The 16,655-nt window shown below is 45.2% G+C and carries 16 protein-coding genes and 2 pseudogenes; 6 read left to right on the forward strand and 12 right to left on the reverse strand.

Features of this window, described 5'->3' with window-relative positions; all coding sequences use genetic code 11:
* The 6 genes from AC2VE5_RS13890 to AC2VE5_RS13915 all read right to left on the reverse strand — a co-directional run.
* On the reverse strand, window positions 1–97 hold a 97-nt coding region (locus AC2VE5_RS13890), incomplete at its 3' end, for an IS1/IS1595 family N-terminal zinc-binding domain-containing protein (protein ID WP_486886923.1).
* Window positions 98–333: 236 nt separating this feature from the next.
* Entirely contained in the window at window positions 334–2,088 is a 1,755-nt protein-coding gene (locus AC2VE5_RS13895; RefSeq protein ID WP_486888341.1) for a diguanylate cyclase, read from the reverse strand.
* Window positions 2,081–2,443, reverse strand: a complete 363-nt coding sequence (locus AC2VE5_RS13900; RefSeq protein WP_486888342.1) for a response regulator — start codon at window positions 2,441–2,443, stop codon at window positions 2,081–2,083. Before AC2VE5_RS13900 ends, AC2VE5_RS13895 begins: the two co-directional genes overlap by 8 nt.
* 42 nt (window positions 2,444–2,485) lie before the next feature.
* Complete coding sequence (locus AC2VE5_RS13905) at window positions 2,486–6,454, reverse strand: PAS domain S-box protein (RefSeq protein WP_486888343.1); 3,969 nt, start codon at window positions 6,452–6,454, stop codon at window positions 2,486–2,488.
* A 19-nt stretch (window positions 6,455–6,473) separates the two neighbouring features.
* The gene (locus AC2VE5_RS13910; protein ID WP_486888345.1) at window positions 6,474–6,596 is read right to left on the reverse strand and encodes a hypothetical protein; all 123 of its coding nucleotides are present in this window, start codon (window positions 6,594–6,596) and stop codon (window positions 6,474–6,476) included.
* 90 nt (window positions 6,597–6,686) lie between these two features.
* Window positions 6,687–6,971 (reverse strand): DUF6812 domain-containing protein, encoded by a 285-nt coding sequence (locus tag AC2VE5_RS13915; protein ID WP_486888346.1) that lies wholly within the window; start codon window positions 6,969–6,971, stop codon window positions 6,687–6,689.
* A gap of 446 nt (window positions 6,972–7,417) precedes the next feature.
* Between AC2VE5_RS13915 and AC2VE5_RS13920 the strand changes: the two are divergent.
* Window positions 7,418–7,633 (forward strand): annotated as a pseudogene (locus tag AC2VE5_RS13920) (IS1 family transposase); the annotation flags it as partial.
* 152 nt (window positions 7,634–7,785) lie between these two features.
* Here the strand turns inward: AC2VE5_RS13920 and AC2VE5_RS13925 are convergent.
* Window positions 7,786–10,089, reverse strand: a complete 2,304-nt coding sequence (locus tag AC2VE5_RS13925) for an ATP-binding protein (RefSeq protein WP_486888347.1) — start codon at window positions 10,087–10,089, stop codon at window positions 7,786–7,788.
* Between the two features lie 213 nt (window positions 10,090–10,302).
* Between AC2VE5_RS13925 and AC2VE5_RS13930 the strand changes: the two are divergent.
* The 4 genes and pseudogenes from AC2VE5_RS13930 to AC2VE5_RS13945 all read left to right on the forward strand — a co-directional run.
* Window positions 10,303–10,755, forward strand: a pseudogene (locus AC2VE5_RS13930) (RNA-guided endonuclease TnpB family protein); the annotation flags it as partial.
* 103 nt (window positions 10,756–10,858) lie between these two features.
* Window positions 10,859–12,679, forward strand: coding sequence for an ABC transporter ATP-binding protein (locus AC2VE5_RS13935; protein ID WP_486888348.1), 1,821 nt, complete (start codon window positions 10,859–10,861; stop codon window positions 12,677–12,679).
* A gap of 157 nt (window positions 12,680–12,836) precedes the next feature.
* Window positions 12,837–13,073 (forward strand): AbrB/MazE/SpoVT family DNA-binding domain-containing protein, encoded by a 237-nt coding sequence (locus AC2VE5_RS13940; RefSeq protein ID WP_486888349.1) that lies wholly within the window; start codon window positions 12,837–12,839, stop codon window positions 13,071–13,073.
* Window positions 13,066–13,446: a type II toxin-antitoxin system VapC family toxin gene (locus AC2VE5_RS13945; RefSeq protein WP_486888350.1), complete on the forward strand. Its 381-nt coding sequence runs from the start codon at window positions 13,066–13,068 to the stop codon at window positions 13,444–13,446. The genes AC2VE5_RS13940 and AC2VE5_RS13945 overlap by 8 nt, the downstream gene beginning before the upstream one ends.
* 11 nt (window positions 13,447–13,457) lie before the next feature.
* Here the strand turns inward: AC2VE5_RS13945 and AC2VE5_RS13950 are convergent, their stop codons facing one another.
* The 5 genes from AC2VE5_RS13950 to AC2VE5_RS13970 form a co-directional block, all read right to left on the reverse strand.
* Window positions 13,458–13,610, reverse strand: a complete 153-nt coding sequence (locus AC2VE5_RS13950) for a hypothetical protein (RefSeq protein ID WP_486888352.1) — start codon at window positions 13,608–13,610, stop codon at window positions 13,458–13,460.
* A gap of 46 nt (window positions 13,611–13,656) precedes the next feature.
* Window positions 13,657–13,869, reverse strand: coding sequence for a CHAT domain-containing protein (locus AC2VE5_RS13955; protein WP_486888353.1), 213 nt, complete (start codon window positions 13,867–13,869; stop codon window positions 13,657–13,659).
* Window positions 13,866–14,276, reverse strand: coding sequence for a CHAT domain-containing protein (locus AC2VE5_RS13960; RefSeq protein ID WP_486888367.1), 411 nt, complete (start codon window positions 14,274–14,276; stop codon window positions 13,866–13,868). The genes AC2VE5_RS13955 and AC2VE5_RS13960 overlap by 4 nt, the downstream gene beginning before the upstream one ends.
* 186 nt (window positions 14,277–14,462) lie before the next feature.
* A complete protein-coding gene (locus AC2VE5_RS13965) occupies window positions 14,463–14,702 on the reverse strand; it encodes a hypothetical protein (RefSeq protein ID WP_486888354.1) in 240 nt (79 codons plus the stop codon).
* A 17-nt stretch (window positions 14,703–14,719) separates the two neighbouring features.
* Complete coding sequence (locus AC2VE5_RS13970) at window positions 14,720–14,968, reverse strand: DUF433 domain-containing protein (RefSeq protein ID WP_486888355.1); 249 nt, start codon at window positions 14,966–14,968, stop codon at window positions 14,720–14,722.
* 109 nt (window positions 14,969–15,077) lie between these two features.
* On the opposite strand from AC2VE5_RS13970, the gene AC2VE5_RS13975 reads away from it, so the two are divergent.
* On the forward strand, window positions 15,078–16,625 hold the full coding sequence (locus AC2VE5_RS13975; protein ID WP_486888356.1) for a protein kinase domain-containing protein: 1,548 nt from the start codon (window positions 15,078–15,080) through the stop codon (window positions 16,623–16,625).
* Window positions 16,626–16,655 lie beyond the last annotated feature (30 nt).

Genomic DNA, 16,655 nt, shown 5'->3' on the forward strand with positions numbered 1-16,655 from the left:
ACGTCTGTTGGCAAACAGGACAGAGATAGCGTTGATGTCCGTTGGGCATCTTGCCGTGTTTATGGGCTTTAGAATGATCACACAAAGGGCATTGCATGGACGAGTTGCAGATGAGAGATCCCCTCTACTCTACCAATCCCACGTTTATTTGACGCACTACCGAGCTTTTTGAGGTGGCAATAATGGTTGCAGCTTCTGCCACTGTTTATCCGTTAAATCGCCTCTTCCCCCATTATCAAGTTGCTTTATCAACTCGCTACTCCTTACTCTTTTTTCTAGGATAACTTAGTTCGCAGACTCGCCCTAATCTCTAGCTCTCGGAGATTTCTATCCTCATAGACTTTTTGCAACACCACCGTTTGGGCGGAAGAGTGGCGGGGCAAGCCTTACAGCATCGCGCCCTTTTGCTTTTGCCTGATAGAGCGCCTTGTCAGCCGCAGAGATCAACATTGCACAGGAGGATTCATCGCAAGGAAGAGTGCTAGCAACTCCTAAACTGAGAGTGACACAATTACTAATTTGGGAATTTGCATGGGCAATTTCTAGAACTTTGACCTCAGAGCGGACTTTCTCGGCAATTTGGACAGCACCCTCAGCATGTGTGTTTGGCAGAATCACCGCAAATTCTTCTCCCCCGTAACGAGCGACCAAATCAGCAGGACGATTCACACTCCGACTGATGGCTCTAGCTACCTGTCGTAAACAATCGTCTCCTGCCTGATGACCATAGGTGTCGTTGTAACTTTTGAAAAAATCGACATCACCCAGAATCAGAGATAGAGGTGCTTTCTCCCTCGCCATCAGCCGGAACTGTTGGTCAAGATATTCGTCAAAACGGCGACGGTTTGCTACCAGAGTCAAACCATCTGAGTCAGCTAGGTGTTGGAGTTCTCGATTCGCTGACTCTAACTGTTGATAGAGTTTGTTGAGCTTACGCGCACGCTCTACACGGGCTGTCACCGCCGACACTAAATGTCTCGGCTGGATTGGTTTGGTAAGAAAATCATCTCCTCCCAGGTTCATCGCCACTAGCTGCTTATCAAAATTTGATTCAGTCGAGAGAAATACAATAGGGATACCTGCATAGACGTTTTGCTGTCGAATGGTGGCTGCCAGTTCCATGCCGTTACAACTTGGCATATACACATCCATTAAGATCAACTCCGGTTTGAAATTGACTAAGGGGTCCATCAACTGCAAAGGATTGACCACCGTTGCGGCGATCATGCCAGCCTTTTCCAGTATTAAGGTATAGAAGGTAGCCAGCGAAGCATCATCGTCAACAATCAGGATGCGATATGGTTCTTTTGGTTTATCTGTGGTTAGCTCATCCAAAGAGTTGATTAACTTACTGACATCAACAGGCTTTGTAAAATAGTGTGTTCCACCTGCGCGGACGGCGCTAAGGCGCGCTTCGATATCGTCTCTCATAGAAATAAATATGACTGGTAATGGTGTTTGTCCTAATTGCTGGAGTTCAGAAATAGCATTTGCTCCTGCTAGACTTCCTTCAGCAAGCACCATATCTGTGACGAGAGCGGCTGGAGGCGTATCTAGCACAGCTTGCTTCAGTTCTTTAAGGTGCAGGAAACTGCGAACGTTATATCCTCTTTGTCCGATCTGTACAGTAAGGTCTTGTGCCAGCATCCTGTCATCCTCAACTAGAAAGACTAGCTTGTTATCTTTTGCCTCCAAGGAGGAATACTTAAAGATTGGAGACTCAATCAGCTTGCCAGATTGGGCGCTTTGCTTAAATTCGATAGCAGCCTGTTTTAAAGCATCCAAAGATGCATTAATTTGTACCAGCTGTTCATCTGTTAGTTGAACACCGCTTTCACTGATGGATTTTAATAAAGTTTCTAGCGTGGATGCTACACTACTCACAGCGGTAAAGCCAAAGGTGGCACTAGAGCCGTTCAGACTGTGGAACAGGCGGTGCAGGGTTTTGAGAGCGTCGTGATTCCACTCTTGTTCAAGTAAGGATTTCCAAGCTACTGCAATTTCACCAACTTTTTCCGGCAACTGTTGGGCATATCCCTGACGTAGGGCATTCAGTTGTGCTTGTACCGTGTCAGGTGAACTAGCCATGATACTGAGTCCAGATGCTATTGATAGTTGCAGAAAGGGTCATCGGGTTAAACGGCTTGGCAATCACATCTAAAGCACCCATTGCTTTGTAGTGGGTGATTTCATGTGGCTGAACTTTCGCGGTCATGAAAATCACGGGCGTGTCAGCAGTTTGCGGAAGCTCACGTAGAGCTTTGAGTGTAGTCGGGCCGTCAATACCTGGCATAATAACATCGAGGAGGATCAAGTCTGAGGCAAATGTAAGTGCAGTTGTAATAGCTTGGCTCCCGGAACTGCACATTTCCACAGTGAAACCGCCGATCGCCTGTAAAGCAATTTTTGCCACTGCCTGAATATCAGCTTCGTCTTCTACCATAAGGATGCGGGTTAAAGGTGGGGTTGTCATTGGTTTTACCAGTTATTCCTGATTAGTTGTGAGCGATTGTTCAGCCAAATTCGGAGTAGGATGTTTAATCAATGCTTGAACCGTGTCAAGTAGTTTCTGATTAGAAGTCCGGGATTTGACCAGTACAGCAGCCAGATTCTGCGTAGCTCCCGTGCCAAGTTCCTGGGCTGAGAAAACTACTACTGGGGTAGATGGTCGAGACTGGGCGTTCATTTGTAGCAGTAATTCCAGACCAGAACCATCAGGTAAACCTAAGTCGAGCAGAATTAGGTCGAAGCTTTCCTGTTCTAGTTTCTGTTGTGCCTCTTGGAGATTCACGGCAGAGTAAACATCGGCAACGCTTTGCAAAATAGCCCCGACTACCTGACGCACATCAGAATTATCCTCAATATGCAGGATACGTGGCTTGTTGCCTATCTGCTGTGTAGCCTGTTTTACTGCTGCTATCAGACGGGTTTGATCAATTGGTTTACTAAGCCAGTCGATGACGGTGATCGAATTGCCATTTAACTCTTGACGACCAAGTTCAGCCTTAGCAGAAACCACTACGATTGGCAACTGACGCGTACTGTCTTGTTGACGCAATTCCCGCAGCAGTGAAATACCGTCTTGATCTGGCAGGGCGATATCAAGGATCATCATGGCATACTGCTTTTGCGCCAGCATTTGTTTAGCTTGGGCTGCATTATAGGCGATGTCAGCCGGAAAATTAGCTCGGTTAAGGAGTAACTTGATCAAAGTGGCTATATCAGTGTCATCTTCACAAATCAGGATAGGTAACTGGGGTGGCAGGCTGCTGTTATCAACTCCAGTCATCGCTGGCTCATCCCACTCAGGCAAGTCAAAGTAGAAAGTAGTACCCACATTGATTTCTGTTTCAAAACCAATCTGCCCATCGAGTTTTTCCACAATCGCTTTAGTAATGCTCAATCCCAAGCCAGTACCGCCCTTTTGGCGGGTATCTGAGGAGTCAGCTTGAGCAAATTTCTGAAAAATCCGGTGGCAGAATTCCGCTGGAATCCCAGTGCCACGGTCACTAATTGCCACCCGGATGGCTTGATTGTGACGCGTAACTGAAATCACTACCGTGTCATTGGGTGGGGAGAACTTGGCAGCGTTAGAGAGCAGATTCGTCAGCACCTGGATCAGGCGATCGCTGTCAGCACTCACCTTCACGCCGACTAAGGTATTTTCTAAGCTAAATTTGACATTAAACTGCTCGCCATAAGCCTGGTTAGCGGTAATTGCTTGTTCCACTAGCGGCACCAATTCCAGGGGTTGGAGATCGAAAGCCATTTTACCAGCTTCAATCTTTTCGATGTCCAAGATGTCGTTGATGAGACGCACCAGACGTTCGCTGTTTTTATAGGCAATATCGATCATTGTTTTGGCGGCTGCGGGAATTTCACCTGCCACGCCACCAGTAACTAGACCGAGGGAGCCGAGGATCGATGTCAGTGGGGTTCGTAGTTCGTGGCTGACGGTGGAGATGAATTCGTTTTTCATCCGATCCACTTTCTTGCGCTCGGTGATGTCATTGAGTGTGCCGGAGGTTTCGACGACATTACCTTCAGCATCCAGAGTCCCTCGCGCATAAACCTCAATCCAGCGACAGTCACCGTCTTTGGTCAAGCAAAGAATTTCACCTTGGCAGTATTCTGTTTGGCATTCAATCACTGCTTGAAACAGATTTAAAGTGTGCTGGTGGTGATCAGGACAAACGTAATCTAAGAACTTCGTACCGATGCTTTCGTCAACTGAGAACCCAGTGATTTCTGTCCAAGCAGGATTCAGAAATGTCCACACTCCTGCCGTGTCCATTTGGAAAATCACTTCTTTGACGTTGTCCACGACCGACCGATACTTTTTCTCACTCTCCCGCAGTGCTTTCTCCGCCCACTTGCGCTCGGTGATGTCTCGTACCGTGCCTTCATAACCTAGAATCTGACCGCTAACATCCCGCATAGTGCGGGCGTTCTCCGAAATCCAGATCACACTGCCATCTTTGCAGTAGACCTGCGATTCAAGCTCTGACACAGCATCATGCTGCTGTATCAGGCGAACAAACTCGGCACGACGACTCGAGTCAACATAAAGTTGCTGGTCAATGTTGCAGAGGCTGGCTATCAGTTCCTCAGGAGATGCGTAACCATAGATTCGGGCGAGGGCAGGATTGGCACTGATGTAGTGACCATCCATGCTGGTCTGGAAGATGCCCTCGATAGTGTTCTTGAAGATACTGCGATACTTCTCCTCCGCTTGCCGCAGGGCAACTTCTGCCTGCTTGCGCTCGTAAGCTTTCATTGCTAGGGAAACTAAATCTGCTAGGGAGCCAGCGAAATTTTGTTCCTCCAATGCCCACTCGCGGGCAGATCCTACATGTTCGTGACAGACAACTCCTACCATCTCACCACTTAACCAAATTGGTGCATCCAACATGGATGTAATGCCAAGGGGAGAAAGATATAACTCAGAGAATTCTCTGGTTCTGGGGTCAGTGTGGGCATCATGCGCCGCGATCGCGCGCTCCTCTTTCAAAGCCTGAAAATAAGCAGGGTAGTCTACTGCTGCTAGCTCAACGCCTTGCGAATGGTCACTTTTGCTCCATTCATACAAGTCGATGCATTGAATCTTTGAGCGATCGCCGTTGTATAACCACACACTGGATCGGTCAATTTTCAGGGTATTGGTGGCAGCCGTTGTAATTTCCCTGATAGCAGCATTCAAGTCTCTTCCACTGCTGAATGTCTTGCTCTTTGACAGTTCTATCAGTACCGCACTCTGCTCTTGAAGCTGTCTCTTGCTTTCATACAAGGCTGCCTCTGCCCGCTTGCGCTCGGTGATGTCATGGTAGGTGGTGACGATACCAGCTATACTTGGCTCAGCCAGAAGATTATTAGCAATGACCTCAAACTCTCGCCAGGAATTATCTGTGTGCCGTAGCCGAAGCTCAGCTGTAATGTTGGTAGCTGAAGAATCGAGGGCTTTCGTTAAGAGGTTCTCTACCTTGGCAAGATCGTCAGGATGCACGTATTCAAAAGCTTTTTTGCCGAGCCAATCCTCGGACTCATAACCCAAAATCTGTTTAATGGACGAACTTATGTAGCAAATGGTACTATCGGCTGCTGTAACTGCAATTACATCAGATGAGTTTTGTACCAGGGAGCGGAAGCGCTCTTCGCTTTGGCGCAGGGCTTCGGCTTTCGCAGTTTCGGCAGTGATGCGCTGATCGAGAAGGGCAGCAAGCACCGTCAGGCTGAGGATAACCAACGTCGCCATGCTAATCTCAAAAGCCAGCATAGAATTATCCGTTGCCGAGATTGGCGGTGCATTCCTAAACTGGCTATTCAGGGGAAGTGGCTGAAAGCTGACGGCGGCCATTCCTGTATAGTGCATGCCAGCAACGGCATTCCCCATAATAAGCGCACTGCCGAGCTTCCGCACATTCCCAATTAGTGTATTCTGTGCGCGCAGATGGAATGTCAACCAGAGGGCAACTGCGGATACACAAATCGCGATCGCCACAGAGAGTCCAACCACTCTTAGGTCGTACTGGGAGATCGCCTCCACCTGCATCGCACCCATGCCAATGTAGTGCATAGCAGCAATCCCTAGTCCCATGAAAATGCTTCCCAGCAGCAACTGTAGCCATTCCATTTTCTGACGGCTGACTATAAATAGCGCTAGTCCAGAAGCAAAAACAGCTGCCACCATTGAAATCAGCACCATTAGAATGTCATAGGTCATTGGTATGGGCAATTCATAGGCCAGCATGGCGATGAAGTGCATGGACCAGATACCCACCCCCATTGAGATCGCACCTCCGACCAACCAGAGCTTTCGAGCGCTCCCCTGGGCGACTGTGATTCGCCCAGCCAGGTTCAAGGCAGTGTAAGAGGCGATGCTCGCAATTACGATTGAAAGGACAACAAGAGATACATTATAGGTGGTAGTTATCGTGGCGATGTTAGGATGGGTCATTGCTTTAATTTTCTGCCTGCTAAGTTACCCACCAACGAATAATCGTTGAGTCGCGTCCCGCCTTCACCAGCAGCGTAGGAACCCTACGAACTGCAAGTAGATGAGATATTAAAGGCATTGACTCAAGAACTGTTCCTGGCATTATTCCTCGATCACATAGGCAATGATCTGCTTATTGATGCAGATAAAGGCATGCTGATACCAAGTTGCGTTCTAAAAAATCATCCTTAATTCAGGAAAAGTGGCTATACCCCAGGAACCCTGCTGCTATGTCGGAGCGCAACTTAGTATGAGCTACCAGCTTGCCACTAACATAGATTTCAGCATTAAGAATGGGTAGAAAGGAGCGAGAATCGTTGAGAGAATCAGACACTCGCTCATCGTAGTTTGTGTTTTCAATGATTAACTCGCCTTGAATCTTGGTCTGATCCGTAGCGTAAATCTTGATTTTCCTTCTGATAGCATCATGAACTGCATATCGAGTTAATAATTCATCAACAACATTTATTGTTTTCATTTTCTTTTCAGTAGGTAGGCACAAATAAGTTTGGAGGAGACTTCCAGCTTGACTGCAAACTAAAGACAGCGTTAGCTTCAGGCTTTGCTAAATTTCATCCACCAGTGAAGAAATCTCTGGCTGCTGTGTCACTGCTATACAAGATCGCAGAAAGCTCTCGTTTAATCAGCTTAAAGGGAGATAAAGTGGTTTAAGAATAGTAATTTCACGGGTTTTGTCCTCTGGTTGTGATGACCAACTGTATAAATACTGAGAAGGATAAGCAGTAATCTGGACAAAAAACCATGAATTGGCAGTCAGGTATTGGGCTAAAGAATAAAGAATGCCGCTTCACTCCCCAAGCTGGGAAAACACTTAAAAGATAGTTGACTAGATTCAAAGGCTGCGATTAGCGTGCAAGATATCAAGTTATGACTTACCGAAATCCGGCTCCTACAGTTGACATTGGCATTGTCAGACAACAAACCGGACGTTGGCATCGTAGACAAAACAAGTTTGGCAAGATGTGGGAACAAACTAAGGTGACGACCCGATTAGTCGTGAGCTACTTCAATTGGATTTGGCAGCACAGTCGGTTTAAGACAACAGCAGCCCAACGTGCGGGATTAGCATTTCAACCTTGGACTTGGCATGACCTTTTAGCTTACCCCACCATTATCTGAGGCACAACCAATTTAGGCTTCTGAGTAAATGTGTTACAAAACTTTACGTCGTGATAAATTTTGTGCGTATCTTGTCTTTACCCCGAATTATTTCACCCTACCATTTTTTGTAACACAACCACAAATCCTTACTTCTTTAGCACTACCAAATCTTAGTCATCTATTGCTATCGGGTTATGTAATGGAATCGTGACTGTAAACGTTGTGCCAACTCCGACCTCACTAGCAACTATGATGGTTCCACCGTGTAAGTCTACAGAGTTTTTGACAATAGCTAGCCCCAGTCCTGTGCCGAAAATTGTGCCGACATTGCTGGCTCTATGGAAAACTTCAAATAGTTGGGCTTGGTCTGCTTGAGGAATGCCAATACCTTGGTCTTGAATGTGGAAAATTACTTCCCCCGTTTGGTAAATAAGCTCAAAATGGATAGTGCCACCTGGGGATGAGTACTTGATGGCGTTGGAGAGCAAATTAGTTAGGATATGTCGCAGCAGTTTTTCATCGATGTAAGCAGTGCAGTTACCCTGATTTGCAAAGGTGATTGTGTAGCTGTCATGGATGAGTTTTAATTCTTCAACTAGGGCTTGACAGAACCGAATTAAATCCAGCAGTGTTGGCTCGAACTGTAGTTTTCCCGCTGTGGCGATGCCAACTAACAGCAGATCATCCAAAAGCTGAGTCATGTGCTTGACACTTGTTTGAATTTGCTGGAGGTGGGTAAATTTTTGCTCCTCACGCAGATTGTGACTATACTTTTGGAGTATATCAGCAGAAGATAAAATAGTGGCTAGGGGAGTGCGAAACTCGTGGGAGGTCATCGTCACAAAATGGGATTTGAGTACACTCAGTTCCTTTTCTTTATCCAAGGCAATTTGCATTTCTGCATTCAACTTCGCTATCTCATTCGCCCTGCGTAGCACAATGACAATGATCGCGCTTCTGAGTTCGCCAACCGCATCAAGCTCGCATTGCTTCCAAGCCAAGGACTTTGACTGAACCGTCTCTTTCCACAGTGCGAAGGATTTGCGCGGGTGCAGGCGTAGGTTGCCCTCCTCTACTTCGACGGGCCGGTTGGGGTCTCCTCCCCAGTTCACTGTCTGGATGACCTCCGGACGAAACCACAGTACATAGTTTTTCTGATCCTTGGAGAGCCGCGTTGTCAACAGACCGCTAGCCACATTCTTGAAGCCTTCGGCTTCCTCGTACAACTGTGGTAGCGAGTTTGTGCAGAAGATCTCGTCGTGGGAATGTTTGTCCAACCAATTAACCAGGCGCTCAACTTCTGCTGCGTTAGGAGTTTCTCCGACCAGAGTGCAACGGTTGTTGAAATACAAAGCCGCGCCCTTGGCATAAATTAGGTCCAGCAGGTTGGGATTGTACTTGACTAAACCGTCGGTGAAGTTCTCCTCTTGGGACATATACTCGACGAACTTGGCCTGGGAAAACTTCAAATTCATGAGATACTCGTAATCCTTAATATCTTCCTTAGTCGCCAGCTCTAAAGACAGAACCTGACTAAGGAAGCGGCAAGCGGCACGAGTTTCGTAGGAAACCCGTTTGGGAGACCGGTGATGACAGACGACCAGTCCCCACAGTTTACCGTTCTTGGTAAGCGCTATGGCGATAGAGGCGCCAACTCCCATGTTTTGCAGGTACTCAATGTGGACGGGCGAGACACTCCTGAGCATTGATAAGCTCAAATCAAGCGGTGTCGAGGTAACGGGATTATTGGCAGGAATAATTGGCACCGTTACAAGGTTGACATTCTCGATGCACCGCACTCTATTAAGGTTAAACAGCGTGCGAGCCCGTTCGGGGATGTCGGTGGCCGGAAAGTGCAGACCTAGGAAGGAGTCGATGCTCTCTACCCGGTCTTCAGCAATTACAGTTCCGTGCCATTCTTCGGTAAACTGGTACATCATAACGTGATCAAAATCGGTCAACCTCCGTAGTTCCTTGACAGCAATCTGGCAGAGTTTCTGGAGGCTTACAGTGCTTTGGAGTATAGACACAGTTGTCTTGGTCAGATGGTAAATGCTGGGAAAACGAATGTCCTCACAGGGTGCGGAAGGCTCCATCTCCAGAATCAGCACGCCATCTACACGGTGGATGTTGCTATCAAAAGCTTGTAATCCCTCTTTAACTTGAACCTGCAAGGTGATTTCAAGAGGAATTACGTCTTGCAAATTGTCGTAGGACAGGCAATCTCTTAAGTAGTTGATTTGCTGAGAATCAAGTATTGTATCTAAATTTTTTCCAAGCAGATCGTATGGCTCGATATCAATAAAAGCAGCCGTATTATCGCTTACCTGCACCACGGTGAAGTCGGGTTCTTTTAAAACCAGGAGTATCCCCTGGGGCTGAATGCACCCCGGTGTGTGGATCGGTTCCTCGTAACACTCAGGAAAGTTGGACTGTTGAGCAGAAGTTAGTTCAGAAGTAAGTAGATGACTCATTTTCCCGTATGGATGAAGCGTAATGCTAAACTAAGTATTCCCAAAAAAGACTGAACTCTATCGTCTTGCATCTAACGGGGTTTGAGTAGCAAGTGACACTGTTGGCGAACTTAATATTAAAATCTGAAGTAACGTGTTTTCGTAACTTCAGCCAGGTAATTGAAAACGATTTTACTGGACTTGAGAATCTATTGTGAAGTTCGCCAACAGTATCATACAATCAGCTACCAGTTGGTTAAAAAAGCTAAAGTACAGAACCAAATCATTGCTCTTGAAGACTTGACCGGAATCAGGGAGCGTACCAACCAATTGCCTAGAACTAAAACCGAGCGTAGGCGTTCTAACTCGTGGAGCTTCTACCAGTTGCGGCAATTTTTGATTTATAAGTGCATTAAGTTCGCCGTGAAACTTGTTTTTGTCCATCCAAGGTACACGAGTAAAACGTGCCACAACTGCCTGCATATCCATCCCGTGCGGGATAAGTCTTATCGGTCTAGTAAGTCTTTTAGATGCGGTCATTGTGGTTGGTCTGGTGATGCGGATTTGAATGGCAGTCTAAATATTCAGAAATTGGGGCAATTTGTAAACTTGCCCGGAGGCTCAGGACTTGCTTGCTCATTAGAGCAGCACGTTTTAGGGCTACTAAAAACCTCTGCCTCAGCTTAAGTGGGCAGAAGTAGTTTATTCTGTAGCATGGTGACAAGGGGGACAGGCGACTTCTACCTTGAAGGAAATGTAAAAATAAGAAAGTTACAAATTTAGGCTTTAAATGACTAGCGTATCACCTGCAACATCGCCTTTGGAAAGTCGCCAGCCAAGGGAAAACGACTGGCGATTATTCCTCCGGTTAGTACCTTATGCGCGTCGTCACGGGCGATTGCTGTCAATTTCGATGTTGTTGCTCGTACCATTAGCGATATCTGGGGCGCTGCAACCTATTTTAATTGGACAAGCAATATCTTTAATTCGCAACGAATCAAGTGCTTATGAATTTTTGCGAAATCTGCCTTTAGCGCAAGGATTGGGGATTTTAGAAGGATTATTGCTCCTAACTGTTGTAATTAGGTTAGTATTTTCCGGGATTCAAGGCTATTTGGTGCAAAAAGTAGGGCAGCAAATTACCGCAGATATTCGGGACGATTTGTTTGAGCGCGTTACATCTTTGGCGGTACGTTTTTTTGATCGCACTCCCGTCGGAAAATTGATTACGCGGCTTACCAGCGACGTTGAGGCGTTGGGAGATGTCTTTACAACCGGGGCGATTGGCATTGTCAGCGATATATTTTCGATGCTGGTAATTGTCGTATTTATGTTTAGGGAACAATGGCAATTAGCTTTGATGCTAGTTTTGATGCTATTGCCAATTACTGGATTGATTGTTTATTTCCAGCAGCAGTACCGCAAAGCAAATTACAAAGCTAGAGAAGAATTATCGGCACTAAACTCTACTTTGCAAGAAAATATTGTTGGCATTAACGTAGTGCAGTTGTTTCGCCGGGAAAAATTCAACGCCCAGTTGTTTCGCACTACCAACCAGCGCTATATCAAAGAAGTAGATGTAACTATTTTCAACGACTCCGCCGTATCAGCAACTTTAGAATGGATTGCTTTAGTTGCGATCGCCGCTGTGTTATGGTTGGGTGGATTATTTATTTTGCGCCAACAGCTAGATATTGGGCGATTATCTACCTTCATCTTATTTGCCCAGCGTTTATTTGACCCTCTGCGCCAATTTGCGGAAAAATTTACCGCTATTCAAGCAGGTTTTACAGCAGTAGAGCGAGTTAGCGATATTTTAGACGAACCAATTGAAATTCGCGACCCCGAAAAAGGGAAACGTGCGATCGCCTCAATGATATCTATGGGCGAAATTCGCTTTGAAAATGTCTGGTTTGCCTACAAAGATGATGATTATATAATTAAAGACTTGAGCTTTACGATCGCTCCTGGAGAAAAAATTGCTTTAGTAGGACCAACCGGAGCAGGTAAAAGCTCAATTATTCGTCTACTGTGTCGCCTTTACGAACCTAGCCGGGGGCGTATTCTGGTAGATGGAATAGATGTCCGAAATGTACCGCAATCAGAATTGCGTCGTCGTATGGGGATAATTCTCCAAGAGGGATTTTTATTTGCGGGGGATGTAAAAAGTAATATCACCTTGGGCGATACCTACTTCATGGACGAGATTCGTTCCGCCGCTCAAAAAACCAATGTAGACAGGTTTATCGAACAATTACCCCAAACTTACGATACCCAGTTGCGAGAGCGAGGGACAAACCTCTCTAGCGGTCAAAAACAGTTATTAGCCTTTGCACGGGCGGCAATTCGCAATCCACCAATATTAGTATTAGATGAAGCAACAGCGAGTTTGGATGTAGGAACTGAGGCTTTAATTCAAGACGCGCTAGATAAGTTGCTAATTGGACGAACTGCGATCGTTATTGCTCACCGCCTTTCAACGATTCGGAATGTAGATCGAATTTTTGTATTAAAGCGCGGACAACTAATTGAGTCTGGTAGTCATGAGGAATTATTGCAACAAGGGGGATTGTACGCCAGTTTACATAATTTGCAAATGTTTGGCAGTTAATTACATTCAGTCTACTTCAGTAGACTTGAGGCTATTAGCCAGGGAATTTATTTCTAGGCGGGAGTGCGATCGCATTTACGATTTTTGTCTACGCTAAATTCTCGGCATTCTTAAATTAAATGTCATAATAACTACAAAATGACATTAATTAATCACCATGACAGAAGCAATAATACGTGTCAATGAGCAGGGGAGAGTTGTCATTCCAGCAAATTTACGTCAGGAATTAGGTTTAGTTCCTGGCTCAAAGTTGGTGGTTCGCTTAGAAGGCAGAAAAATCGTTTTAGAGCAGCCAGAGGAGGTTTTTAGGCGGCTGCGTTCCACCTTTAATTCTTCTACTTCTTTAGTAGATGAGTTAATTGAGGAGCGACGGGCAGAGGCGAGACATGAGTAGTTATGTTATGGATGCCTCAGCAATTTTAGCGTTACTCAACAGCGAACCAGGGGCGGATATAGTACAAGCGGCTTTAACTAATGAAACTTGTATTATGTCTGCGGTAAATTGGTCAGAAGTGGCTAAAAAATTGTCCGATCGAGGTTTGGCAGTAGAGCCAGTCGCTCAAACTTTAAGAGGAATTGGTTTAGAGTTTCAAGATTTTGACTACAACCAAGCCATTGCTACGGGTCGTCTTCAAGCTCCAGCTTTATCTCTCGGTGACAGAGCGTGTCTGGCATTGGCTCAATCGTTAGGCGCAGTAGCGTTGAGTTGCGATCGCATTTGGCAAACTTATAATCTAGGTATTTCTATTCGACTTATTCGCCCCTAATGCTAGGTTTTCTACCAAGGACTACCAACAACCGTAAAAGCTGACCAATAATAAGGATGAGCTAAATTTCGTTTTCCCAAGTTCGCAAGTTGAGGCGGGAGTTTGATATTACCTTTGGTAGTCCGCAACTGACCTTTTTCTAAACGCACTTTCCCTCTAATCATAGATATTTGCGCTTGTCTTAGAGCTTCTGCTTTAATTGGCGATGTTCTATAACTGTCTATACAATTGGGACATTAAGGCTAAAGTACCTTCATCGCTCACAAACCACAAACTAGCTATAGCAGACTTAACCCCCGCATTTACCGCCAACCCAGCAAAACCAAGTTCTGCATCGCGATCGCCTATAGCTGTCTCGCAAGCGCTTAATACTAATAGTTCTACCGGAATTTTTTGCCAACCCAACTGTTTGACTTGGTTCAACTGCAACCTTGTATTCCAAAATTGAACGTAGGAGTTGCTTGGCGTTCCAGACCATCGTGTAAAGCAGCTAAGGGTGTTGTCCGCAAACCAGCACCTACGCAAAACATCAGCGTGTCTATTTTTTGGGCTTTTAAATCGGCTTCTATAGGTGCGATTATCCACTGATAAAGCTGCTTAGATCCGGGTAAGTAACGGTTAGTATTTCTTTGCGAGGGAATGGTAAGAGTATTTTTAAATTGCTTGAGTTTAGCCTGTAATGCTTGACTATTGGCTTGCTTGACGCGCTTATGAATTGGTTTTCTCCCTGGGAAAACTACGACAATTTCTAGCTGCTGTTGTCCGGGAAATAAATAAACTAAGGCGGTTTTTTTGCCTGTAGTGCGGGCAATTCTTAGAGTGCTAGAGATAGCGCGATCGCTTACCGTGCGATTAACAAAGTTAGTTTTAACCCTCTTTTGTCACTCTGAGTAAGGAAAAAACAAACTAAAACTTGAAAAAGCTTGTAATGTAAAGCTTTTAAACTTTATTTTCTCACATCAGACTTCCTTTGTAGTCATTTTGCCAAAATCCTGAGCTAAAGCAGGTTCTAGATTTTACTCTCCTGAAAGTGATAAAAGAGGGTTAAAGTAAGTTTCATATTGGTTTTCCCAAGTTGCTTTTATTTGCGGTACCATGCCCTTTACGTCACCGCGATTGAGCGCCTTCTGTAAATTTGAGTTTGTTGTTTGAGCGGTATTAAAAGTAGATATAGTCGTTGCTACTACCTGTTGCGCGATCGCCACAGGATAAGTTACAGCTAGTAAAAAGCTAATACTATTCAATAGTAATTTCATAAATACCTCGTTTAGGCTCAGTATAAGGCGAGGCAATCGATTAATTGGTCAATTTCTTGTGGATACTGCTCGTAATAAGACCAAGCTGCTGCTAAATCTTGGTAGTTTAGCGCTGGATAATTTCTCAGTAATTCTTCCTCAGATGCGCCTTGCTGAGAAAAAGAAACTAACGTCCAAACAGGAATACGAGTGTCTCGAATCCGTGCATTTGCTCCACAAACACCTACAGTTTTTTGAATTAGTTTATCCTGGATTTGCTTAGACATTACTAATACCCGTTATCGCTTGATAGTATAACGTTAGCTTTTAATGCGATCGCCCTTGGCGCTACGCTCTGCGTAATCGCCCTTCTTGGTTAATTCATCTGTTTAACCTATGCCTTTATATTGCACCAAAAACCATGTAAATCCGTCAGGAAGCGGCTTTTGTACCAGTTGCGGCGAAGTTTTGTGGCTGCTTCCAGGGTATATTCTTGCTAGTCGCTATCGAATCGTGCAACACCTCGGACATGGTGGCTTTGGGCGGACTTATTTGGCTGAGGACTTGCATCGGTTTAACGAAAGCTGCGTACTCAAACAATTTGCTCCCCAAGAACAAGCAACTAGCCAGTTAGCAAAAGCTAAGACATTGTTTGAACGCGAAGCCAGCGCCCTCTACAAGCTGAAACATCCGCAATTACCAGCATTTCGAGAGTTGTTTACCGCCGACTTGGGCAGGGGTGCAGAGGGTCTGTTTTTAGCCCAAAATTATATTGAAGGCAAAACTTATAGCGACTTACCCAAACCACTAAGCGAAGCGGAAGTTATTAATTTAATTAGCCAATTGCTCCCCGTATTAACTTATATTCACTCCCAAGGCACAATTCACCGCGATATCTCTCCCGATAATCTAATTCTACGGAGTAGCGATCGCACTCCTGTACTGATTGATTTTGGTGGTGTAAAGCAATCAGTCACCGCAAATGTTAACCAAAACGGACAAGTTTTAACTAAGTTGGGGAAGCAAGGCTACGCCCCTGAAGAACAATTGCGATCGGGTGAAGTGTCGCCTAGTAGCGACTTGTATGGGTTGGCGGTGACGGCGCTAGTATTAGTTACAGGTAAAGAACCTGACCAACTGTACGACAGCTATAAAGGAACTTGGCGCTGGGGAAAAGAAATTAAAGTTAGTGGCAAGCTAGAGAAAGTATTAAAAAAAATGCTTGCTTACAATCAGTGCGATCGCTACGAGTCGGCGTTGGATGTCGCAAAAGCTTTGAAATTGCCTACCAATTTACCAGAAACAACTAATATCTCTCATATTGCTACAGTTAATGTAGTCGGACAAAAAAGCTTGCCAAATCCGACTAGCCAACCCCAAGGAAATACACAAGTTCTTGTTGCGAATCCAAGTTTTGGTTGGCTAAAGCCCATCGCTCTAAAAGTTGTCAGTGCAGGTTTGCTAGTAATTGTGGCTGTAAATGCCTTGCCTTTGCTAAGTTCTTTAAAGTCTTTAGTTCCAGCAATTACGCCGACTACACCCGTTACAGAGGCTCAAGTTGCTAACTTAGTCCGCCGTCGTCAAGCGCTCAAAATTCCTTTGAGGTTTTTTAATCCCACTGTAAATGAAGCTTTTTATCAAAAACATCCACAATTAAATAGAAGAAGTTTGAAACCTACCCCAGAAGACGCGGATTTGAGAACAGATTGGTACAAGATTGCGGATGATTTGCTCAATAAATTAGACAATTTAACTCCCGCCGCCCGGCGCAAACTGGGCAATTATCCCCCTAACAAAACTGGCGATAATTTAAAACAACAAATCGATCGCCAGTTTTATCAATGGTTTCCCCAACAGCGAGGGAAGAAACTTAATCCCAATACTTATGGTCAAATTTGGGAAGCGATCTCGTTTGATAGAGTTAGCCAATTAGAAAGGCGATAATAAAAAATTAGTGATGTTTTCTTGACTGCC

Source organism: Aliterella sp. E5.1, assembly GCF_057473825.1.

Coding starts and splice junctions, on each gene's coding strand:
- AC2VE5_RS13945 (WP_486888350.1), top strand. CDS start 13,066: ATGAGTAGTTATGTTATGGATGCCTCAGCAATTTTAGCGTTACTCAAC.
- AC2VE5_RS13965 (WP_486888354.1), bottom strand. CDS start 14,702: ATGAAATTACTATTGAATAGTATTAGCTTTTTACTAGCTGTAACTTAT.
- AC2VE5_RS13935 (WP_486888348.1), top strand. CDS start 10,859: ATGACTAGCGTATCACCTGCAACATCGCCTTTGGAAAGTCGCCAGCCA.
- AC2VE5_RS13940 (WP_486888349.1), top strand. CDS start 12,837: ATGACAGAAGCAATAATACGTGTCAATGAGCAGGGGAGAGTTGTCATT.
- AC2VE5_RS13925 (WP_486888347.1), bottom strand. CDS start 10,089: ATGAGTCATCTACTTACTTCTGAACTAACTTCTGCTCAACAGTCCAAC.
- AC2VE5_RS13910 (WP_486888345.1), bottom strand. CDS start 6,596: ATGCCAGGAACAGTTCTTGAGTCAATGCCTTTAATATCTCATCTACTT.
- AC2VE5_RS13970 (WP_486888355.1), bottom strand. CDS start 14,968: ATGTCTAAGCAAATCCAGGATAAACTAATTCAAAAAACTGTAGGTGTT.
- AC2VE5_RS13950 (WP_486888352.1), bottom strand. CDS start 13,610: ATGATTAGAGGGAAAGTGCGTTTAGAAAAAGGTCAGTTGCGGACTACC.
- AC2VE5_RS13905 (WP_486888343.1), bottom strand. CDS start 6,454: ATGACCCATCCTAACATCGCCACGATAACTACCACCTATAATGTATCT.
- AC2VE5_RS13915 (WP_486888346.1), bottom strand. CDS start 6,971: ATGAAAACAATAAATGTTGTTGATGAATTATTAACTCGATATGCAGTT.
- AC2VE5_RS13895 (WP_486888341.1), bottom strand. CDS start 2,088: ATGGCTAGTTCACCTGACACGGTACAAGCACAACTGAATGCCCTACGT.
- AC2VE5_RS13975 (WP_486888356.1), top strand. CDS start 15,078: ATGCCTTTATATTGCACCAAAAACCATGTAAATCCGTCAGGAAGCGGC.
- AC2VE5_RS13900 (WP_486888342.1), bottom strand. CDS start 2,443: ATGGTAGAAGACGAAGCTGATATTCAGGCAGTGGCAAAAATTGCTTTA.